Raw genomic sequence first — 22203 nt, forward strand, 5'->3', positions numbered from 1 at the left:
TACCGATCCGCGGGCCCAGGGGCTTGCACGTGACATCGCGGGGTTGGGGTTCACTCCGGCGACGCAGCCGGCGGGGTGGCGGCAGAAGGCCGTCGATGTGTCGGACCAGCTCAACGGGACCTCGATCCCGGCACTGCAGGAGGTCGGGGTCCGGTTGGCCAAAGCCGGGTTCGGGCCGACGCCGGCTGACCTGTTGCCCAAGGAACCTCCACCGCCCGGCGGGGACGGCGGCCCCGTGGCGGGCATCGGTCAGTCCCTCGGTGGCGCTGCGGGCAGCGCGGCCGGGGCGGCCGAGTCGGCGAGCGAGGCCGCCCGGCACGCGGGGGGTCCGCCCCCGGCGGCCAGCAGCAGGGCGGGTTCCGGGGAGCGTCCGGCCGCGGCGAACTCGCGCCGGCAGGCGGAGCCGCCGCTGCCGAAGACCTGCATCGATCGGACCGAGGCGACAACCTCACCGGCCGCCGTGGCACCGGCACCGGCCGCTCCCGCGGCGCCCGCGCAGGACCCGCCCGACGAGTCCAAGGAGCCGGAGTCCACGACCAGTGGTGAGCCACCCAAGAACGACGGTGGATCCAGCGGCAACGGCTCCGGTGGCGGCGGCGACTCCGGAGCGGGCTCCTCGTCCGGTGGTACGGGTGGCTCCGGTGGCTCGTCGGATGGTTCGGGCTCCGGTGAGGCGGGTTCGGGATCTCCTGGGTCCGGCGACTCGGCCTCGGACTCAGGTTCGGGTTCGGGTTCGGGGTCGTCGAGCTCCGGCGGCTCGGGCGCTGGCGGTGACTCCAGATCGGGCAGCGGCTCCGACGGCGAGGGTTCCGGTTCAGGATCGAGCGATCCCGGCTCCGGTGACTCGGGGGCGGCCGCTGGTGGGTCCGGCGACTCCCGTTCTGGTTCGGACAGCGGCAGCCCGTCGGGACCTGGCTCGGGGCCCGGGTCGTCCGGGTCGGACAGCTCGGGATCCGGGGGGTCTGGGGCTGGTAGTTCGTCGAGCCCCGACCGCTCCGGGTCGGGTTCTCGCGACTCGGGGTCGGGCAGCTCGGCCAGCCCGGGGAGCTCGGGCTCGGAGAGTTCGGGTTCGGGTGGTGCCGAGTCCAGCGGCTCAAATGACGCCGAGTCCGGCTCGGGCGGTGAGCCCGGCTCGTCGGGATCGGGGGCCGGTTCGGGCAGTGAGCCCGGCTCGTCGGGTTCGGGGGACGGTTCGGCCGCGGACATGGAGAAGGCCCGAGCGGCGATCGAGCTGATCGGCGAGCTCATGCAGGCCCTCGGCGCGAGTCAGGACGGTGTGGCGGCTTCGGTCCGGGAGTCGGTGCTGCAAGGCGTGGATCGCGGCCAGCTCGAGAAGCTTGGCGTCGACCCGGCGCTGCTGGACAAGCTGGGTGAGGCCGGTGGTACCGCCCCACCCGGACCGGGTTCTGACGCGGAGTCGGGCTCGTCGGGCAGCGCCGAGTCCGGTTCGTCGGTGTCCGACAGCTCGGACACAGCCAGCTCGGGCACCCCCACTTCGGGGTCTCGGGACGCGGGTTCTGGCAGCTCGGGTGCCGGTGCGGGGTCTGAGTCCGCAGGCTCGGGTGCTGGCGCTGGTTCCGGCGCCCGCGATGACGGGGCGAGTTCCGCGGGTGGGGCCGCGCCGAGTGGGTCGGGCGAAGGCTGGGAGGCCGGGGTCAAGACCCTGGCGGAGAAGGCCAAGGCGGCCGCTGATGCCGACCCGGTCGCCGAGGACCTGGCCAAGACCCTCGAGGAGGCCGACGCCGGCGGGACGGGCGACGCACCATCGGCGGACTCGTCGGCGGGTGGCGCGGGAGCCCAGCCGTCCGAGGACAGCAGTAGCTCCGGGGGCCAGGAGACAGGCACGGGCGATGGCACCCGCGTCGGCGGGGACAGCGGTAGCGGGGGCGAGGCCTCCGGCGGTGGGATCTCGCGCGAACCCAGCCCGAACGGCGGATCCGGCGGGCAGCCCGGCGGCGACCGCGACCGCACCGAAGGTGCGGATCGGCCTGCCGACGGTGAGCAGCCCAGCGGGGACCGCTCCGGTGGAGACCTTGGCCGGGGCGCCGGGGATCAAGAGCAGGGCGCCGACGAGCAGCCGGTGGAGCCGGCTGGATCGGGTGGCGGTGGTGAGCAGCCGCGTGATCCGGAGGGGCAGGCGGCCCCGGCCGCGGCCGCGCCGCCGGCCGGGGGGACGGACACCGCGACCTGGGACAAGCTGGCCGAGTGCGAGTCCGGCGGTGACTGGACAACCAACACGGGCAATGGCTACTCCGGTGGCCTGCAGTTCAGTTCGTCGACCTGGCGCGCCTACGGCGGCACCGGTGATCCGCATGCGGCCAGCAAGGACGAGCAGATCGCGGTCGCGGAGAAGGTCCAGGCTGAGCAGGGCTGGCAAGCCTGGCCGGCCTGTTCCAAGAAGCTCGGCCTGCAGTGAGGCCGGTCGAGCGCTGATGACGATCGGCAAGCTGAGCAGGGCGTCGGTCGCGGCCGCGATGGTGGCGACGGCGATGACGGGCGTGCTGCTGACCTCCGATGCCCCTCAGGGGGCTCGGGTGGTGGGGCTCGGGTCGGCCGTCGTGCGGGCGGCGGTCGACCCGAGGCCACCGGGCCAGGGGGGACCACCGGTACGCGGGCAGGCCGGCCCGATCGTGGGTGGGCTGTCCGCGTCGTCGGTCGGCGTGCTGGTCGTCGACGGCGGCCGCCACCAATGCTCGGCGGCCGTGGTCGCGTCCCGGTCGCGGCGCCTACTCGCGACGGCGGCGCACTGCGTATGGCTCGACGGGGCATGGCGGGTCGACGGCGCGGTCTTCATCCCGGGCTGGGCCTCGGGGGAAGAACCCCACGGGCGGTGGATGGTTGACACCGCCTATCTGCCTCCGGCCTGGACGCAGACCAATTCACCGATCGAGGACGTGGCCGCGGACACCGACTTCGCGTTCGTGTCCCTGCTGCCCCGCGAGGGGCGGCTGCCCGAGCAGGTCCTGGGTGCGCAGGGGATCCGCTGGTCGACCCCCGAGACGGTCGAGGTGGCCGCCCTCGGCTACCCCGCGCTGGGCTCGTATGACGGGCAAAGCCTGCGCGGCTGCACAGGCGCGGCCACCGTCGAGCCGTTCGCCGCGGGAAAGCACGGCCGTCCCGCCGAGGTGCTGGCGCTGAACTGCGACATGACCGAGGGCGCCTCCGGCGGGCCGTGGGTGACCGGCCCGGACGCCGCGAACGGCCGGGGTCAGGTCGTCGGGGTGGTCTCCGGTGGGGACGACACCTCGCTGGTCTCGCCCCGGTTCGGGCCGGCAGCCCAGGCCATCTACGACGCCGCCGACTCCGCCTCACTGATCCACAGCCCGACATGACCCACCCACGACACGAGCGTCCGTTGCGTCCGTTTTCGGAGGAGGTGGCCGCCGATGACCGCGGCTGAGCAGCACGATCGGCCCGCAGGCGGGCCGCGCACGCTGTACGAGCTGAACGCCATGCTCGGCTCCGCGGCGCGCTCACGCGCCCCTCATCTGGGGATTTCCGACCACGAGGCCATCGTCAACGTCACCGGGGCGGCCACGGCCGCGGGCGAGAACGAGCGGGACCCGCTTGAGCTGGCCGACGAGCTGGGCGCGGCCACCGCGGCCAGCCAGGCGCGGGCCGGCACAACGTTTCCGGAGCGGGGGACGCGACCGGTGTCCTGGCGGGGCTTCGGCGCGGTGATCCCGGTGCTGGCGGGCTCGGCGGGCGCCGGTGCGTCCGCGATCGCCGCGGCCATCACCGACGTACTGCAGCAGGACGAACGCTGTGTGCTCCTGGTCGACGCCGACGACCCGGGCCGGTCCGGGTTGACGTGCGCGTTCGCCGAGCAGGGCCCGTGGACCAAGATCGCCGGTGAGCAGCTCACGGTGCGCTACTCGTGGCGGGACTACGCGCTGGTCGCGCGGCTGGAGAGCTCGTTGCCGACGATCACGCCGGGGATGGTGCCGGTCCCTCCGGACTGGCTGCCCGACCCACCCCCGGATCCGCTGCACGCCACGGTCGTCGATCTCGGTCACGGCGGGTGGCGGGCCGGGGCGAGCCCGCTCTACGGCGCGGGTGGCTGGCTGCGCCGCGGGCTGCCCGCCCAGCGGCCGATCCTGGTGGTGCGCGCCACCCGCCCGTCGCTGCGCCAGGCCGAGCAGCTGTTGGCCCGCCTTGAGCCCTGGGTCCGGGGCGGGGTCGCGGTCCCGGTACACCAGCTTGTCGTCAACGGCGCCCGCAAGTGGCCCTCCGGGGTCGTCGGGGCCGCCGGGCCGCGGGTTGCCGCCCTGCTCGACGAGGCGCTGTTCGTGCCGCACGAGCGCCGCTGGGCTCTGTCTGGCGTCACCGATGAGCCCAGTCCTGCGCGGGTGGTCGACGCGCTGCGCCCGCTGCTGGCCGCTTGGGGACTGATCCCCTCCCCGCGCCGCCGCTGAGGTTCCCCACCCACCTATCCCACCCGGATGTCTTCGGAGGCCTGTCATGTCCCTGCCGCACCTGCTGTCTGAGCTGCAGTTTCTGCCCGCACAGATTCCGAATCCCAGCCCGGTGGCACCACCCGGGTCGGGGGCGATCGAGCGTGTCGTGGGCTACTTGCGCTGGATCGCGGGGGTCTCGGTGTTGGGGTTGTTCTTCGGCGGGATCGTCGCGGCGACCGCGGGCCGGTTGTGGGATCACCACGGGTCCGGGCGGCTCGGGGCACGCCTGATCGTCGGGAGCCTGGCCCTGGCGGTGTTGTTCGGGATCGGCCACATGCTGGTGTCGCAGTTCGCGGGGGGCGCGGCGTGATGCTGGGCCGCACCCGCACCGGTGTGCGAGCGTCGCGCGGCGCGCCGCCGGCTGGCGATGGCGGCCGCCGCAGGGCGCTGGCGGTTCTGGTCGGTCTGGCCGTGGTGGCGCTGGTGGCGCTGGTGTGGGGCGTGATCTCGCTGGTCGGGTTGTTCTCCGACGCTCCGGGCCCGGCCGGACCTGGGCCGGGGCCGTCGGCGCCGGGGGTGGCCGGGGCCGGGTCGGGGGCGGCGATCGAGGCGGCGCTGGCGCGGGCGCCGATGCCGCCGGTGCCGGCGCAGGCGTCGATGCCGCATGCGCTGTCGATGCGCAGCGCCGGGGCGCCGATCACGCTGCCCCAGCCCAGCCGGGTGGCCGGTACGGCCGTGCCCATCGGGTTCCCGGCCGGCGAGGAGGGCGCGCTCGCCCAGGTCGCGGAACTGACCAAGGTCGGGATGGCGGGGGCGGACCCGCAGGTATGGGCGCAGGCCTACGCGGCGCTGGCCGAGCCGGGGGCGGCGCCACCGGACCAGACCCCGCTGCATCGGGAGCTGGTGGCGCTGCGCCGGTCGGCGAACATGCCGGTGACCGGGACCCGGGACGGGATGCGGTTGTCCTGGTCGCCGACCGCGGCGATGGTCAAGGGCCGCACCGACGACGGCTCCTACGTGGTGGCCTGCGTGCTCGGCGAGCTGGTGGCCGACTACCAGGGCCGCGTCGTCAACGCCGGATGGGGCAACTGCCTGCCGATGCGGCGGGTCGGTGACCAGTGGCGGGTCGCGTCCGGCCCGGCGGCGTGGGCGGCCCCGGCGCCGTGGCCGGGCAGCGACGAGGCCGTGGCGGTCGGCTACCGGGACATCGTCCGATGACCGCGGCCGCGGTGGTGCAGGTGTGGCCGGCCCAGCCCGCTCCCCCACCCGGCGGGGGTGGCGGTGGCGGTGTGGTTGGCGACGCTGTCGGTGACGCGGTGGGGTCGGTGGCGGCCTCGGCGTTCGACGCCGCGATGCAGAAGGTGTGGGATGCCGGGGTCTGGGTGCTCAAGGGCGGGTTCACCCTCGCCGACGACGTCTCCCGGGTGGACGCGAACGCGGTGATGGGCGGTCAGGGCGCCGGAGCGTTGTGGCCGTCGATGCTGTGGCTGTCGGCGACGATCGCGCTCGGGTTGTTCTTCTACCAGCTCACGGCGGTGGCGCTGCGCGGGGGCCGCGGGATGTTTCGTGCGTTCACCGGCCCGGCCCAGTTCGGCATCGCGATCGCGGTGACGACCGGGACGGTGGCCACGCTGCTGACCGCCTCCGACGAGCTGACCACGATGTTCCTGCGGACCGGGCTGGACTCGACGAACTTCGCCGCCGTGCTCGACAACCCCGACGTGTCGGCTCGGGTCGGGGAGAACCCCGACCTCGGCGATGTCGAGGACGGTATCCGGTCGATGCTGCTCGGTCTCGCCGCGGTGTTCGGGATCATCCCGGCCGGGATCGGGTTCGCCCTCCAGATGATCTTCCGGCAGGCGGCGATCCTGGTGCTGGTCGCGACGATCCCGATCTGCGCGGCCGGGCTGGTCGCTGACAGCACGGCCTCGTGGTTCTGGCGGGCGGCGCGCTGGATCCTCGCCGCGATCGTGATGAAACCGGCCCTGGCGTTGGTGCTGGTCATCGGGGTCAACATCATGGGCCGGGCGCAGGGCGTGGCTGGGCTGCTGGCCGGGACTGCGGTGCTGCTGGTGGCGCTGTTCTGCCCGATGGTGGTGTATCGGCTGCTCGCGTTCGTCGACCCGGGCACCGGGGCCGGGATGGCCGTCCGCTCCCGCGGCGGGGCGCGGGAAGCGAGCGAGCCGGGCAGCGACAGCGGCACGAGCGAGGCGATGAACATCGCCCGCCACACCGAGCAGGCCTACCGGATGGGCAGCGGCCCGAGCGGCTCGGCCTCCACCGGGGGCGGCGGCGAGCTCGGCGGCACCACCGCCCGCCCGGCCGCCGCCGGGAGCGGCAACGCCGGTGCCGGTGTCGGTGGTGGTGCGGCTGGTGCGGGCAGTGGAGGTTCTGCGGCGGCCGGTACGAGCGGGCTGGGCATGGCCGGTGGGGCGGCCGGGGGCGCGGCGGTCGGCGGGTTCCTCGCCACGAAGGCCGCCGCGCACGCCGCGGCCGGCTACGGCTCCGCGCAGATGTCCCAGTCCGGGGTGGGGCATCCGGGACCGGCGCCGGCCGCCGGCCCGAGCAGCGCCCAGATCGGGTCCTCGGCCGGCGGCGGCTACGCGTCGGCCACGGCGAGCTCGGACTGGTCGGGCCCGCCGGCCTCGGGTGGTGACCACGGCCCGGTCGAGAGCGGCAGTCCTGCTGGGGACTCCGGGGGCCCCGGCGTCGAGCCGCCCGCGACCGAGGCGGGCCCACCCGAGGCCGGTCGCCCGGAGGGCGGCACCTCGTCCGCGGTGGCGGCGCCGAGCACGCCACCCGATCCACCCCGGTCGCCCCAGGCCGCCGCCTCTGGGTCGCCCGGCCCGGACTCGCCCGACCAGTCCTCTGCACCACCGGGGCCGGGCCCCGCGGCCCCGCCGTCGAGCGGGCCGCCGGAGCCGGGCCCGCCGACCCGCCCTGACCCGCGAGGAGAGGAGCCCTGATGAGTGCCGAGCCGTCCGCGCGGGACCCGCGCATCTACACGGGGCTCAATCACAAGGAGGGGCTGGGCTGGATCGCCGGGATGACCCCGGTCCAGGCGTTCCTGGTGATCGCCGCGTGTGCTCCGGCGATCCTGGCGATGTCGCGCAACCAGTGGTCTCAGGCGCTCGGCTGGGGCAGCGTCGCCGCGATCCTCGCCGTGCTGATCCTCGTGCCGATCCACGGCCGGCCGGCGTTCCGCTGGCTGGCTGATCTGATCATGTTCCAGACAGGAGTGTTGATGCGCTGGTCACCGTGGCAATCCCGCGCGGCCGCCGGGCTGGCCGGGGACCGCACCGAACCGGATCTGCCGGGGGTGCTGTCTCGGCTGGAGTTCCCCGACGGGCCCGAGTTTCACGGCGCGCGGATTTGCCTGATCCACGACACCGCCGAGGGCCGGTGGGGTGCCACGGCCAAGCTGACCCACTCCGGGGTCGGGATGCTGTCCACCGAGCAGTGCGAGGACCTCGCCCGTCGGCTCGGTTCAATGCTGGTCGGGCTCGGGCACCGCGAGGTCATCGACCGGATCTCGCTGCTGGCGCGCACCGTCCCCGATGACGGCACCGAGTACGCCGTGTGGCGGGCCCGCCACGAACACCCCGACGCTCCGGCGCTGGCCCGGCAGGTCACCGCCGAGATCAACCGCGACGTGGCCTCGGTCAGTGTGCGGACCGAGCTGTTCGTGACCGTCTCTGGCACCGAGGAATCCTTGCGCCGACCGGCCAAGGCCGCCGGCGGCGGCGTGCAGGGTCGCGCGTACGCGCTCTACCGGCTCCTCGAGGGCGTCGCCGATGGGCTCAAGGGCCTCGGCGTGCAGTCGGTGACCTGGCTGACCTCGACCGGGGTCGCCGAGGCGATCAAGACCGGGTTCAACCCGGCCACCGCGGCCGCCCTGAAACACCAGCACCTGGCCCACCCCGGCGCGGAGGGCACCGTCGGGCTGCCGATTTCGCAGGCCGGGCCCGCGCTGGCGCCCACACCGGCGGCACGGGCCTATCACCACGACGGGTTCTCCTCGGTCGCCTACGCCGTGCAGCCCCCGGAGTCCGGGACGATCTTCGGCTCGCTCGGACCGCTGCTGGCCGTCCGCACCGCCGGGGAGCGGCGCACCCTGCAGATCCACTACGAGGTGCTGTCCCAGGCCGCCGCCGCGCGGGAGGTGCGCTCGAACCGGTTCCGCAACAACGTGCTGGTCGACGCCAAGGCCCAGCGCGGCTTCAATACCACCGCGGTCGACACCCGCCGCCAGGCCGGTGCCCGCGCGCAGGAGGCCGCCGTCGCCGCCGGGCACGCCCTGGTCCGGTTCACCGTCGCCAGCTCGATCACGGTGCCGTCGAACTGGAACGTCGAGGACCACGCCGCGCGGCTGGAGAACGACAGCTCGGGCCGATTCCGGCTGCTGCGCCTCGAACTCGCCCAAGACTCCGCGTTCGTGGCGGCCGCGCTACCGGTGGGGATCGGCCTGCCGCGCCTGACTCGGGCGTTCGACTCATGAGCATCTTCGGCAGGCGCCGCCGCCCGGATCCGCGCGGTGCCGGTGTGTTGCTCAGCCAGTTCACCGACCTCGACGGCGTCCCGGTCCGCACGCCCCCCGAGCCCGAGCACGCTGTCGAGCAGCCCCGGCGCGGGCGCGGCCGGCAGCGGGTCAACCGCCCCACCGGGCCCCGCCAGGGGCACCGCGAGCCCGGCCGCGGGTGGTCCGCGGTCGACGCCTCGCGGCGGGCCCCGGTCTACCGGGCCACCACCGCCCAGATCGGTGGGCTGTTCCCGCTGCTGGCCTCCAACGGCGTGCCTGCGGTCGGGGCCCGGCTGGGCTATGACACCCAGTCCGGGGGCGCGTTCTACGTCCATCCCACCGAGTGGGTGCTGCGTGGCATGGTGACCAACCCGAACCTGGCGATCTTCGGCGAGCCCGGTCGCGGCAAGTCGTCCACGGTGCTGGCCATGATCCTGCGGCTGTCGCAGTTCGGGGTGCGCACCTTGATCTCCGGGGACGTCAAGGGCGAGTACACGCCGCTGCTGCGCGCGCTCGGCATCACCCCGATCGCGCTCGGTCGGGGGAGCCCGCGCCGGCTCAACGCGCTGGATCTCGGCCCGATCCGGGGCCGCTGGGCCGGTTGGGGCGTCGAGCGTCAGCGCGAGGAGCTCACCGGGATCCTGTCGCGCTGGACCCGGTTGCTCACCGCCCTGGCCGAGGCCCAGGGCTACAGTCCCACGGTCACCGACGAGCTGGTCATCTCGACGGTCTTGCATCGCCTGGTCGGGGCCGCCGACGGCTACAGCGAGCTGCGCCCGATCACCATCCCGCAGGTCGTCGACCAGCTCGCCCGCCCCGACGACGACCTGTGGCAGGCCACCCGGTTCGCCTCGCACCGCCAGTTCGTCGACCACACCCGCCAGATCACCGACGCGCTGTCCAACCTCGTCGTCGGTCCGCTGGCCGGGCTGTTCGACGAGCCCACCAACTTCGACCTGGACTGGGACGCCCCGGTGCAGTCGATGGACCTGTCGCTGCTGCGCGCCCGCGGTGATGAGGCCATCGCGGTCGCGCTGACCTGCCTCGGCTCGTGGTCGTCGATGATCACCGACCTGCAGGACGACGGCGATGTCCGCATCGTCGTCCGCGACGAGGTCTGGCGGCAGATGCGCCTCGGGCTGCGCGCGGTCCAGGCCGTCGACTCGGACCTGCGCCTGTCTCGGGCCGAACGCAAGGTCCAGCTGCTGGTCATGCACAAGCCCTCCGACCTGCTCTCGGTCGGGGCCGTGGGCTCCCAGGAAGTCTCGATCGCCAAGGACCTGCTGGCCTTGTGCTCCACCCGGATCCTGCTCGGCCAGTCGACCCGTGTCGGCGACGAACTCGCAGACGAGCTCGGGCTGTCCGAACGCGAGCAGGCGGTGCTCACCGGGTGGGCGATGGAAGGCCAGGGCCGTGCGCTGTGGAAGCTGGAGAACTCGCCCGGCATGAAGATCCAGACGGTGCTGTCGGCGACCGAACGAACCATCTTCGACACCAACGCCGGTCTCCGCACCACCTCCGACACCCCCGACCACGCCACCCCGGGCGCCGGGGGTCGTCGGCCGTGGCTGGTTGCCGTCTCGGACCACGCCGCCGGTCACACCGACCCTGGCGGGGACACCGGCGCTCCGACCTCGTCGCTCAACGGCACGGCCACGCGTCGGTGAGCTAGGTGAACCGGAGCAAGGGCACCGTCGCGCTCGCGGCCGCGGCCGCGGTGATGGCGTTCCTGGCCGCCACCCTCACCATCGGCATGGCGATGCTGACCGCCGCCGTCGACGGTTCGCTGCCCGGCGGCGGCTGCGACGGCGACGGCGGCCTCGGCGGCGGGTCGCAGTCGATCGGCGGCAGCGACTGGAACGCCGAGCAGACCGAGAACGCCGCCACGATCGTCAACATCGTCGTCGGCCGCCAGCTCCCGAAGCGGGCCGCGGTCATCGCGATCTCCACAGCCATCGTCGAGTCGCGGCTGGTCAACGTCGGACACGGCGACCGGGACTCGCTCGGGCTGTTCCAACAGCGTCCCTCGATGGGCTGGGGCAGCGCGCAGCAGGTTCTCAACCCGGCGCATGCCACCAATATCTTCCTCGACCGGCTCGTCGCGCTCTCCGGCTGGGCGACCATGCCCCCGGGCCAGGCCGCGCAGGCCGTGCAGGCCTCGGCCTTCCCGGACCGCTACGCCCCCCAGGAGGCGCCGGCCGCGGCGTTGGTGGACCGGTTCTGGGTCGGCCCCGATCGCCCCGTCCCGGCGCCCGTCGCACCGGGTGGCCCGAACGTGCAGCTGGCGTCGTCGGTGTTCGCCTGCCCCGATCAGGGCGGCGCCGGGGTGCCGCTTGCCCCGTCGAACATCGACCCGCGGCGGCTGCCGCCCGGCTTCCCCCCGCCGAGCGACCCGGCCCAGCGGGCCGCGGTCACCTACGCCCTGGCCCAGCTCGGCAAACCCTACGTGTGGGGAGCCAAGGGCCCGGACAGCTTCGACTGCTCCGGGCTCATGCTCGCCGCGTGGTCCGCGGCCGGCGTCCCCATCCCGGCCGGCACGGTCAGCCAGAAGACCGCCGGTACCCCCGCCTCGGTCGCGAACATCGCTCCCGGTGACCTGGTGTTCATCCCCGGCTCGATCGGCAGCCCGTCGAACCCGCGCCATGTCGGCATGTACGTCGGGCACGGCTTGGTCGTCAACGCCTACGACTCCTCCACCGGCGTCGTCGTGCAGCCGCTCTCGGAGTGGGCCGACAAGATCACCCATATCCGGCACATCGCCGGCCCACCTGGCAGGCCGGCGCCGCCCGCTGCCCTCGCCGAGGCTGCCCCGTGAGCGGGCGCAGCTGCAGGTTCCTGTCGGGGGCAGGTGTTAACCGGTGACCATGCCCGCGGACCGGGACATCTACGCCGAGCTCGGCCTCAGCTCGGACGCCAGCGCCGAGCAGGTCCGCCGTGCCTACCGCCGTCTGGCGCGGCAGCTGCACCCCGATCTCAACCCGGATCCGGCTGCGCACGACCAGTTCGCCCAGGTCGCGGCCGCCTACAGAGTGCTGGCCGACCCCGCCTGTCGCGCCCGCTACGACGCTGCCCGCGCCGCCTGCGAGACCTCTGACGGCCCGGACACCGGGCTCGCAGGCACCGCTGCCGACTCCTCGACCTGCGACGACTACACCCCCGCGGGCGAACCGGTCGCCTATACCGACTACACCCCCGCGGACGGCTACGCCCCTCCTCCGTCACCGGTGATACCACCACCGGTGGCCCCGCACCGGCCGCCCGGACCGCGGGCGCCGGCCTGGGCTGCGAGCCGCACCCCACCGCCCGCGCCGTTTCCTGCGAGCTGGCCCACCGGGCGGATCAACCACCGCCGTCTGCACGGCAGGCTCCTGCTCGCGGTGTGGCGGCTCGCGCCGCTGCCCGCTCACCGGATCGCGGCCAGCTCCACGATCCTGGCCGTGCTGGCCGCTGCTGGGCTCGCCGCGGCCGCCCTGGACACCCTGCCGGTTGAAGCCACCGTCATCGGCGGGTTGTCGGGGATCGCGCTGACCTGCTGGGCCATCCGCGCCCTCACCCTGATCACCCTGGACAGACGCACCCGCCGGACCGCCAAGGGGACACGCTGATGGGCGACCTCATCCCACGGAGCACCCGCCCACCCGCCTCGGCGGCGTCTCCGGCGACCGCACCGGCGGGGCAGGACGGGATCGCGCGGATCAACTGGGAGCATGACCGGCCGGTCGGCTGGAACCTGCTTTCCGAGCTCGCCCGGCGGGCCCTCGCCGGCGCCGGCTGGGCCACCACCCCAGCGCTGGCGGCGTGGGCGCACGCGCCGACCACCCGCCGCGACCCGGCCGGCGGGTACTGGCGCGACACCGATGCCTGGTGGGTCGACACCACCATCCTGCTCACCGTCCGCGCCCGTGAAGCCCTCGACCAGATCGGTACCGGGCGCGACGGCCGCCCTCGGCTGCGGCTCGCCCGCTCCGGCGGCGGGCGCGTCCAGGTCGCCGCACACGCCCTCACCGGACCGCCGCCGACCGGGCAACGCTGGAGCCGCCCGCAGCGGCCCACCGGGTCGACCGCCGATCCCGGGCCGGTGCGGATGACCGATGCCGCGATCGAGGTGCTGCCTCGCGCCGTACAGGCCACGATCGGCCGTCCGACCGGGCAGGGCGCGGTCCGGCACTACCCACCCCACGGCGGCTATCACGAGCAGGTTCACGCCTACCGTCGTGTTTCCCCCACCGAGCTCGTCGTCGTCTCCGCCGTCCGTGAGGCCGGTGCTTTTCCCGACCCGGACACCGCGATCGACGCCGCCGACTGGCACATCACGACCTACCACGCCGACGTCGGGCGGCCCTCGCACACGGTGCTGGCGCTGTGACGCCGCGGTCGGTACGCGCCATCACGAGGCACTGGGACGTGTCGGTGGACAGCGCACGCAGGACGTACTGCCGGCAATCCCGGTGCGACTCGGACTCGATCGGACGGAGGACGGTATGAACCGCACTGCGATGAACGCCCGCGGCGGCTCGGCTGAGCTCATGTTGCCGGTGACGGCCCTGCTCCTCCTCGGATCCGCGGTGACCGTCGTGGAAGTCGCAACCGTGCTGACCTGCCTACTCGCCGGATTCCCGGTAGCCCTGCTGGGCGTGGACGACGCCGGGATGCTGGTCCGGTCCTGGCTGGGTGCGTCGCTCCCTTCGGGCTCGACGGCCGCGTATCTGACCGAACACTCGACTCTGTTCCTGACCTGCGTGGTCATCACGATGGTGCTGCTCGTGTGCGCCGGGACGGTGGTCGGTCGGTGGTGGTGGCGGCGATGGGCACCGGCGCCGGCCGGGCACGCCACGCGCGACCGGATCCAGCGGGAGCTCTCGCTCGCCGCGGCCCGGCGCGGCGCGTCTCGTACTCGACCCGGGTTGAGTGAGCCGGAGCGGCGCAGCGCGCCGGGCGGCGAGCTCGGGATTCCGTTCTACCGCTACCGCGGCGCGGAGCTGTTTGCTCCGTTCAGCAACCTCACCGGCACCATGGCCCCGACCCAGTCCGGCAAGTCCCGCATGGACCTGGTGCACAAGGTCATCGACGCACCCGGGGCGCTGCTGTGTTCGACCACCAAGCTCGACCTCGTCGAGTTCGCGGCCCTCGCGCGCTCTCGCCGGAGCCTGGCAGGGCCGGTGGTCGTCTTCGACGCTACCGGGCGACTGGCGTGGCCGGCTCCGCTGCGCTGGTCGCTGATCGAGGGCTGTGAGGACCAGCAGGAAGCCAACCGCCGTGCCTTCACCCTCGTCGAGGCGGCCGCCGTGCGGGTGGAAGCCGGCGGCGCGGGCAGCGCGGGCAACGACCGGGTGTTCCGGGAGCGGGCCGTGGTCGTGCTGACTGCCTACCTGGTGGCCGCGGCCGTGTCCGGCGGTGGCGTCGACGACATCCGCGGCTGGGCCACCGAGCCCCCCTCCTCGGGCAACGGGGATGGCCGAGCGGCGCGGCGGTTGCCTGCGGACCCGCGCCCTGTGCAGATCCTGCAGCAGGCCGGGCGTAAGGAACTCGCAGCCAACCTGGCCGCGGAGATGGCGCTCGACCCGCGGACCGCGTCCGCGGTGTGGATGTCGGTGCGTCGTGTCGTCGGGGCGTGGACCGATCCACGGCTGCGCGAGATGTGCAGCCCGCCCCGTGGGGGAGGGCTGGACGTGCGCCGGTTCATCGCTCAGGGCGGCTCGCTGTTTCTGGTCGCTGACCAGCAGCAGGCTGCCGAGGCAGTACCGGTGCTGACCGCGTTGGCGGAGCACTGGCTGCGGACCGCGCAGGAGGTGGCGCTCGACTACCCGGCGCGGCGGATCGACCCACCGGTCACCGCCGTGTTCGATGAGCTCGCCAACGGCACCCCAGTGCCCGCCCTTGCCCAGGTCGTCAGCGACGCCGCCGGCCGCGGTCTGGTCGTCCACTGGGCGGCCCAGTCGTTGGCGCAGCTCGAACGAATCTTCGGCCCGGTGGGCTATCGCGAGGTCCTCGACAACACCACCAGCCTCAGTGTATGGGGCGGGATCAAGGACGACCGCACCCTGCAGTGGATCTCCGACCTCTGCTCCACCCATGAACGGCGACGCTGTCAGCGACAGTTCGACGGACTGTTCAGCCCAGAACGGGTCAGCATAGGTACCGAAACCGCACCAGTGATGCGCGTCGGCGACATCCGCACCCTCGCACCTGGCCGCGTCTTGGTCCTGCACCGCGGCCTGCCGTGCTTCATCGCTGAGGTCCTCGACGTCACCGTCCGCCCCGACAACAGCGAGATCGGACGTGACGTGACGATCATACGGGGTCGCGGAGCCATCCCCATCGATAACCGCGGGTACCGAACGCATCCGCATGGTGTTGAGGCACCGGATTAACGCGGCGACGCCATGTCGGGTGTTCGCCGCGGTCTGACCTTCGGCTGGAACAGAAGCAGTCGAGGCACGGCGCATCCACAGCGCTTCGTTGAGAGCAGGGGTGGCCTATGGTTCGCCCATCTCGCCCTGTGTGCAGTACAGCTGATATGGAGGCTGTTCCTGTCAAGAGGCAGGGCGGGTGGCACCCTTGCAATGGGGTCCGGCGGGGCCGGGCTGCTGGTAGGCATGTCGTCGCGACGCGCGGTCAGACTGTTATGCGCGGTTTGGTGACCGCATGACCGGAGGTCCGTCGGGGCGCGGTCCGCGAGTTTGAGGTCGAGCGTGACTCGGCTCCGCGGTGATCGTCACTGGAACTGTGCTGTTCATAGCTGTATCGCGGGTCGCTCCTCGCGCTGCCTGGTCCTGACCCTCGCTGGGATCTGTGCCGCCGGCCGGGTTCAGCCCGCGGCGTCTGTGGATCATGATGGGCTGCACTCTCGAGCACGGCCTTGCTCAGCACCAGCGGGCCAGCTCGCCCCGCAGCCTCTAACGGGGCCGCTCACAGGTTTCCGACGAGTAGGCGCCCGGTCCGTTCGAGGTGATTACGCATCGCCGCCTCCGCTGTGTCTCCGTCGCGGGCCAACACCGCCTCGACGATCGGCTGGTGTTCGGCGACGATTTCGTCGAGCGTTCGACCGCTAGCGGTGGTAGGTGGCCCGAGGAGCGCGGTGATGCCACGCAGATGCTCGATGATTGACGCCGCACGTGCGTTCTTCGCTGCGCGGAGCAGCCGGTCGTGAAATGCCCGGTCGGCTTGCCAGAAGAGGGTCTCGTCGTCGTCTGTCAGGGCAGCCGCCATGCGGGTGAGCGCTTCTCGAAGGCTGGCGTGGTCCGCTTCGGTTCCGTCTTGGGCAGCGCGGCGGGCCGCCGGCGGTTCGAGCGCAAGGCGAATCTCGATGATCTCTTCGATGTCATGTGGCGTCGGCAGGACGATCTGGAAGCCGCGATTGCGGGCGATCCTGACCAACCCCGCTTCGGCCAGCTGCAACAGAGCCTCGCGGACCGGACTGCGGGAGACCCCGAGCAGCTCGGACAACTGGTATACGGAGTACGTCTTATCGGGAACGAGTTCGCCGGCGGCGACACCGACACGGACCGCCTGAGCCACGGCAGCAGCCAGTGTTGGCGCCTCCGACGGTAACTCAAGCCTAGCCACAGGTAACATGTTACCCATGAGCGACCAGTCGAGCAGCGTGGAGGCCGCTCTGCGGCACGCGGGTCTGGAGGTCCGTGCTGATGCGGGCACACGGGGTATGTACGCCTCCGATGCATCGTTGTACCGGGTTCCGCCGCTGGCTGTGGTGCGTCCTCGCGACACCGGCGAGGTGGCCGCCGCGCTCGACGTCGCACGGGAGGCTGGGGTGCCGATCACCTCGCGTGGGGCGGGAACGTCCGTGGCCGGCAACGCCATTGGCCGCGGGATCGTGCTCGATTTCTCCCGTCACCTCAACCGAGTCCTGTCGATCGACCCGGAGACGCGCACGGCTGTGGTCGAGCCCGGGACTGTGCACGCTGTACTTCAGCGAGCCGCTGCGCCGTACGGGATGCGTTTCGGCCCCGATCCCTCGACGCATCCCCGGTGCACGGTCGGTGGGATGATTGGCAACAACGCCTGCGGCTCGCGGTCGCTCGCCTATGGGAGAACCTCCGACAACGTCGCGGGACTCGAGCTCCTCACTGCGGCGGGCGAGCGACTGGTCACCGGTTACCGGGACGTGCAGGCGTTCGCAGATGGTGCGGATAGCGTGCTCGCTGACGTGCGGTCCGCAATCATCCCCCATCTTGAGACGGCCCGGTTGGAGTTCGACCGGTTCGGCCGGCAGGTGTCGGGGTACGCCGTTCAGCACTTACTTCCCGAGCGGTTCGATCTCACCCAGGCGCTGGTGGGGTCCGAGGGCACGCTCGGCGTGATTACCCGGGCTAGCGTGAAGCTGGTGGTCGAGGCTCCGGTGCGGGTCGTGGTCGTCCTCGGCTTTCCCGACATCGTGGCCGCCGGCGAGGCCGCTCCCGCCGTCGTCGCCCATGGCCCGACCTCATGTGAGGGCCTCGATTCCCGTCTGGTGAACGTGCTGCGGTCCCGCCGCGGGTCGGAAGTTATCCCGGTGTTGCCGCGCGGCAAGGCGTGGCTGTTCGTCGAGCTCGCCGGCGAGGAGTTGGGCGAGGTGCTCGCGCGGGCGCGTCGACTCGCTGCTGATGGGATCGGTGACGACGCCGTCGTCGTTACTGAGCCCGCCGCTCAGGCCCAGCTGTGGCGTATTCGTGAGGACGGCGCGGGACTGGCGGGTCGGGCTCCGTCAGACAAGCCGGCGTGGCCCGGGTGGGAGGATGCCGCCGTTCCGCCTGAGCAGCTCGGCCGGTACCTGGCTCGCTTCGACGAGTTGGTCGACTCCCATGGGATGACCTCCGCGCCGTTCGGTCACTTCGGTGACGGCTGCATGCACGTACGCCTTGACTTTCCACTCGACCGCCCCGGCGGCACCTCGGTGCTGCGTCGGTTCCTGGTCGACGCCGCGAAGCTGGTCGGCGAGTTCGGTGGCTCGCTGTCAGGTGAGCACGGTGACGGCCGCGCTCGCTCCGAACTGCTCCCCCACATGTACTCTGCCGACGCGATCGCGCTGTTCGGCGGGATCAAACACGCGTTCGACCCGCGCGAGCTGCTCAATCCCGGTGTTCTCGTCGATGCCGACCCGGTCGATGCCGACATTCGGGCTGCCGGACGGTTCCCGCTCGGGCGGCGCCTGGCCATGGCCTATCCCCACGACGGCGGCGACCTCGCCCAAGCCGTTCACCGCTGCACCGGTGTCGGCAAGTGCCGGGCCGACAACTCCGCGGCGGGTGGGGTCATGTGCCCGTCCTATCTGGCCACCCGGGAGGAGAAGGACTCCACCCGGGGCCGTGCGCGGGTGCTGCAGGAAGTGGTGCGCGGCGAGCTGACCTGGTCGGACCCCGCGGTGCACGACGCGCTCGATCTCTGTCTGTCCTGCAAGGGCTGCGCGTCCGACTGTCCGACTGGGATTGACATGGCCAGCTACAAGTCCGAGGTGCTGCATCAGAGCTACCGGCGTCGTCTCCGGCCGCGCTCGCACTACACCCTCGGCAAGCTGCCCTTCTGGGCCCGTGTTGCCGGATGGACGCCGCGGCTGGTCAACTTCGTTGTCCGACTTCCGGTGGTTGATTCGATCATGCTTTGGCTGGCGGGGGTAGACAGCCGACGGTCGGTCCCGGCCTTCGCCCGCCGTCCGTTCCGCCGGACATTCAGTACTGCCGTGTCGGACCGAAAGCCTGTAGTGCTCTTCGCCGACTCGTTTTCCGACTCCTTCTCGCCCGAGATCCTCGAGGCGACGGTGCGAGTACTACGGGCCGCCGGGTACGAGCCGCGGCTGCCGTCGTCGTCAGTGTGTTGTGGACTCACCTGGATCACCACCGGTCAGCTCGACTCGGCGACGAAGATCCTCCGACGCACCGTCGCAATCCTCGCCGACGAGGCCCGCGCCGGCGTGCCCATCGTGGGTGTGGAGCCGTCCTGCACCGCCGTCTTGCGGTCCGACATTCACGAGTTGCTCCCCGACGACGAGAATGTCGCACCGGTCGTCTCCGGGGTACGAACACTCGCCGAGATCCTCGCCGAGACCCCGGGGTGGAGTCCACCGGACCTCTCGGGCCTCGAGCTCATCGTGCAGCCACACTGCCACCACCGCGCCGTTCTGGGGTGGAAACCCGACGCCGACCTGCTCGCGTCGACCGGTGCCCGGATCCGGGAGCTTGCCGGCTGCTGCGGGCTTGCCGGCAACTTCGGAGTGGAGCGAGGCCACTACGAGGTTTCGGTCGCGGTCGCCGAGCAAAACCTACTTCCCGCTCTCGACTCGAAACTCGACTCCGTCGTGCTCGCCGACGGATTCTCCTGCCGCACCCAGATCGCCGACCTCCGCGACCGCTCCGCTCGCCACCTCGCCCAACTGCTCGACCGATGAGCCCGAGTGCCGTCACGGAACCGCGGCGTCACCACCCTGACCGAGCGGGTTGGACCACGGCTGACCAGCCAATTTGATATCATAGCCGGAGTTGCTCATCATCGTCGGCGACAATCCGAACACACCACAGCGACGCTGCACGGACCAACTCTGCGCGTTTGCCCGATCCCCACGAGTTCGGGCGACGACCGGGGCAGCGACCCAACAGCGCCGGCACCGCCGAGCCCCCGCCCTCCGACGCGCCACGAGGGTCCCGGGGGCCTTGGGTTCAGCGAAGTCGTGTGGCTGGGATCTAGGGCGTGTTTAAGAAGTTCGGGCGGCGAGTGCGCGGAGTCAGATGTCGATCGTGGCGATGTGCGGTGGCCTCGTGCGCAGGGCGAGCTTGTCATAGCGGGTCGCCAGTGTGCTCGGTGCTATTTAAGCAGGTTGATGCCGCATTCGACGGAGTGGCGTTGCCGGTAGAGCTGCTCGTCGAAGGCCGGTGGGCGGCCACCGGCTGAGCCTCGAGCTTGCCGGTGGGCCTGCTGGTCGACCTTGATCGGGATGGTCGCGGCGATCTTGCGGTCGCGCAGGTAGCCGCGGTTCGCCCGCGACGAGTACGCCTTATCGGCCAGCACCCGGTCCGGACGCGTACGGGGTCGTCCCGGCCCGAGCCTGGGCACGCGTAGCGCGTCGAGGACCGCGATGAACTGCGGAGAGTCGCCCCGGTGGCCCGCGGTGATCAGCGCCGCAAGCGGTCCTCGGCCCTGCTCAGACGCCAGGTGGATCTTCGTGGTCCAGCCTCCGCGGGAACGCCCCAAGCTGTGATCGGCTGGCTCGTCACCGGGCGGCTCGACCTGCCGGGCAGGGTGGCGGCGGGCGCCGGCGGCGTGCTGGTGGGCGCGGTTGATCGTGGAGTCGATCCAGACGTCCCAGCGGATCAATCCGCCGGCATCGGCCCAGGCCAGCAGGGTCGACCACACCAGCGCCCACACCTTCTGGCGCTGCCAGCGCCGGAACAGCCCATAGATCGACTGCCAGTGCCCGTAGCGTTCCGGCACGTCGCGCCACGGCGCCCCAACCCGGGTCCGCCACCGGATGCCGCCGATGAGGGTCCGGCCCCACTTGCGGGGGCGACCCTCCCGGTCGGGGGCCGGGGCGCAGCGATTCCAGGATCCGCCACTGCCGGTCCGTCAGGTCCTTACGTGCTCCGACCCATAGGGTGCTCAACGAGGTCTCCAGGCGGGCGGTCATCTTGGTCGTTGATCACCTACCGGAGACCTCACCCATGCCCGGGCACCGACACGCACTCCCACCAGCGTCCCCGGCGACCCCCCAAACAGCTCCTAGCCGAAACCACACGAGGCATGCCGACACTGCCCGAACACCCCCAGAGCGATGGCGGGACGTCACAGTCCATGATCCACCGCTCGGTGGCACCCGCTGCCCTTGGCCGCCTTGGGACAGCAGGCGCCCGCCTGGAACATAAGGCCTCCGATAGTTGTGGATGCACCACACACTCCACAACCACCGGAGGCCAATCGTTCAGACCGTACAGGCACACGTTCTCGAACGCACCCGCCGACTAGATCTCGATTCGCACATTGGCGCCGATCACCAAAGGTTCATCGACCGCGAGAAGATCGAGGCGAGGTCCTCCTCGCGAACATCGCGAGGTGCCGCGGCCAGTACGCGCTGCTGCATGATAGCGCCTTCCACAAGACCATCCACGTCGGTATTGTCGTAGCCGACATCGCCGATTCCGTTGGGAATACCAATATCACGCATCAGGCCGGTCAACACCGCCGGCAGGAACGAGCTCAAGTCGTTCGGCTTGTCGGCCTCAGGAGCGAGCAGGGTCGCCGCGCGCAGATGGCGTTCCGGGGCTGTCTCGAAGGTGAAGCGGAACGCCTCGGGGGCGGTGAGCGACACCGCCATACCGTGCGGCACCATCGGGACGTTGTTCGGGTAGTCCTTCGGGTAGAAGTCTTTCACCCGACCTGCGATAGGGTAGGCATTGGCGTGCGGGATGTGCACACCTGCGTTACCGAAGCCAAGTCCAGCGAACGTGGCCGCCAGCGCCATCGAACTACGAGCTTCCTCGTCTTCGCCCCGCAGCACGGCGCGGCGAAACGCCGTTGCCATCAGCGTCAGCGACTTCTCCGCCCACATGTCCGAAACCGGATTCGACCCACAGTACGGCACCCGTTCCTCGGGTCGCTTCCTCTGATATGACGTGTAAGGGCGAGCGGTGAAGCTCTCAAGAGCGTGGCACAGGATATCCATGCCGGCTGCTGCGGTGACACCCGACGGCTGACTAACAGTCAGGCTGGGATCAACCACCGCAAGGCGAGGTCGCAACGACGCGTGACTAATCCCGGTCTTGACCTTCAAATCGAGCACATCGAGAACACAGATCGTGGTACTCTCGCTGCCCGTACCTGTCGTGGTCGGCACCGCAACAAGGGGGTTGAGGGGGTGCTCAGGGGACTTACCCTTACCGACCGGGACGTTGACGTAGTCCATCAGTTCGCCCGGGTTCGTGGTAAGCAGATTGATTGCCTTCGCGGTATCAATGCTCGAACCACCACCCACTGCGACGAACGCGTCCCATGGGCCGGAGTCACGGGCGTACTCGATAGCATGCTTGAGGCTCGCGTCGCTAGGTTCGACGTGAACACCATCGTAAACAACAACTTCAATCTTGAAGCCGCGGATTCCCTCAGCTACACGCTGAGGAATCCCTGCCGCTGCGACCCCGGAATCGGTGACGATGAGGACTCGCTGGGCGCCCATCCGACTGAGGTCGAAGCCGATTTCATCGGCTGCGCCCCGGCCGAACTTCAACTGAGGCGCTCCATAAGTGAAGACGGCCTCCGGGTTAGCCGGCTGGTATTCGGATTGTGTTCCCATTTCGCACTACCTCC

The 22203-nt window shown here is 71.6% G+C and carries 16 protein-coding genes and 1 pseudogene; 13 read left to right on the forward strand and 4 right to left on the reverse strand.

What is annotated here, in order from left to right; translation table 11 throughout:
• Positions 1-249: 249 nt before the first annotated feature.
• Positions 250-1248 (reverse strand): hypothetical protein, encoded by a 999-nt coding sequence (locus H7X46_RS00370; RefSeq protein WP_186357492.1) that lies wholly within the window; start codon positions 1246-1248, stop codon positions 250-252.
• Between H7X46_RS00370 and H7X46_RS30330 the strand changes: the two genes are divergently transcribed.
• The 12 genes from H7X46_RS30330 to H7X46_RS00430 all read left to right on the forward strand — a co-directional run bounded on the left by H7X46_RS30330 (position 1205) and on the right by H7X46_RS00430 (position 15287).
• Positions 1205-2416, forward strand: coding sequence for a transglycosylase family protein (locus H7X46_RS30330; RefSeq protein ID WP_304633341.1), 1212 nt, complete (start codon positions 1205-1207; stop codon positions 2414-2416). The two genes, H7X46_RS00370 and H7X46_RS30330, sit on opposite strands and share 44 nt — an antisense overlap.
• Positions 2417-2432: 16 nt before the next feature.
• The gene (locus tag H7X46_RS00380) at positions 2433-3332 is read left to right on the forward strand and encodes a serine protease (RefSeq protein WP_186357493.1); all 900 of its coding nucleotides are present in this window, start codon (positions 2433-2435) and stop codon (positions 3330-3332) included.
• A gap of 54 nt (positions 3333-3386) precedes the next feature.
• Positions 3387-4415: a hypothetical protein gene (locus H7X46_RS00385; RefSeq protein ID WP_186357494.1), complete on the forward strand. Its 1029-nt coding sequence runs from the start codon at positions 3387-3389 to the stop codon at positions 4413-4415.
• 46 nt (positions 4416-4461) lie between these two features.
• The gene (locus tag H7X46_RS00390) at positions 4462-4767 is read left to right on the forward strand and encodes a hypothetical protein (RefSeq protein WP_186357495.1); all 306 of its coding nucleotides are present in this window, start codon (positions 4462-4464) and stop codon (positions 4765-4767) included.
• A 101-nt stretch (positions 4768-4868) separates the two neighbouring features.
• A complete protein-coding gene (locus tag H7X46_RS00395) occupies positions 4869-5615 on the forward strand; it encodes a hypothetical protein (RefSeq protein ID WP_186357496.1) in 747 nt (248 codons plus the stop codon).
• A 71-nt stretch (positions 5616-5686) separates the two neighbouring features.
• Entirely contained in the window at positions 5687-7363 is a 1677-nt protein-coding gene (locus tag H7X46_RS00400) for a hypothetical protein (RefSeq protein WP_186357497.1), read from the forward strand.
• On the forward strand, positions 7363-8895 hold the full coding sequence (locus tag H7X46_RS00405; protein WP_186357498.1) for an SCO6880 family protein: 1533 nt from the start codon (positions 7363-7365) through the stop codon (positions 8893-8895). Before H7X46_RS00400 ends, H7X46_RS00405 begins: the two co-directional genes overlap by 1 nt.
• 44 nt (positions 8896-8939) lie before the next feature.
• Positions 8940-10583 (forward strand): ATP-binding protein, encoded by a 1644-nt coding sequence (locus H7X46_RS00410; RefSeq protein ID WP_370588542.1) that lies wholly within the window; start codon positions 8940-8942, stop codon positions 10581-10583.
• 5 nt (positions 10584-10588) lie between these two features.
• Complete coding sequence (locus H7X46_RS00415; RefSeq protein WP_186357499.1) at positions 10589-11731, forward strand: C40 family peptidase; 1143 nt, start codon at positions 10589-10591, stop codon at positions 11729-11731.
• A 49-nt stretch (positions 11732-11780) separates the two neighbouring features.
• Positions 11781-12521, forward strand: a complete 741-nt coding sequence (locus tag H7X46_RS28965; RefSeq protein WP_255426054.1) for a J domain-containing protein — start codon at positions 11781-11783, stop codon at positions 12519-12521.
• Positions 12521-13282 (forward strand): hypothetical protein, encoded by a 762-nt coding sequence (locus H7X46_RS00425; protein WP_186357500.1) that lies wholly within the window; start codon positions 12521-12523, stop codon positions 13280-13282. The genes H7X46_RS28965 and H7X46_RS00425 overlap by 1 nt, the downstream gene beginning before the upstream one ends.
• Positions 13283-13397: 115 nt before the next feature.
• Entirely contained in the window at positions 13398-15287 is a 1890-nt protein-coding gene (locus H7X46_RS00430; protein ID WP_186357501.1) for a type IV secretory system conjugative DNA transfer family protein, read from the forward strand.
• 538 nt (positions 15288-15825) lie between these two features.
• Here the strand turns inward: H7X46_RS00430 and H7X46_RS00435 are convergent.
• Positions 15826-16434 carry a GntR family transcriptional regulator gene (locus H7X46_RS00435; RefSeq protein ID WP_370588543.1) on the reverse strand — a complete coding sequence of 203 codons (609 nt, stop codon included), beginning with the start codon at positions 16432-16434 and terminating at the stop codon, positions 15826-15828.
• A 64-nt stretch (positions 16435-16498) separates the two neighbouring features.
• Between H7X46_RS00435 and H7X46_RS00440 the strand changes: the two genes are divergently transcribed.
• On the forward strand, positions 16499-19297 hold the full coding sequence (locus tag H7X46_RS00440) for an FAD-binding and (Fe-S)-binding domain-containing protein (RefSeq protein WP_222131142.1): 2799 nt from the start codon (positions 16499-16501) through the stop codon (positions 19295-19297).
• A 333-nt stretch (positions 19298-19630) separates the two neighbouring features.
• On the opposite strand, the pseudogene H7X46_RS00445 reads toward H7X46_RS00440, so the two are convergent.
• A pseudogene (locus H7X46_RS00445) lies at positions 19631-20530 on the reverse strand (IS5 family transposase).
• Between the two features lie 360 nt (positions 20531-20890).
• Positions 20891-22189 (reverse strand): hydroxyacid-oxoacid transhydrogenase, encoded by a 1299-nt coding sequence (locus H7X46_RS00450; RefSeq protein ID WP_186357504.1) that lies wholly within the window; start codon positions 22187-22189, stop codon positions 20891-20893.
• Between the last annotated feature and the right edge of the window lie 14 nt (positions 22190-22203).

The organism is Pseudonocardia sp. C8 (assembly GCF_014267175.1).
Classification (GTDB): domain Bacteria; phylum Actinomycetota; class Actinomycetes; order Mycobacteriales; family Pseudonocardiaceae; genus Pseudonocardia.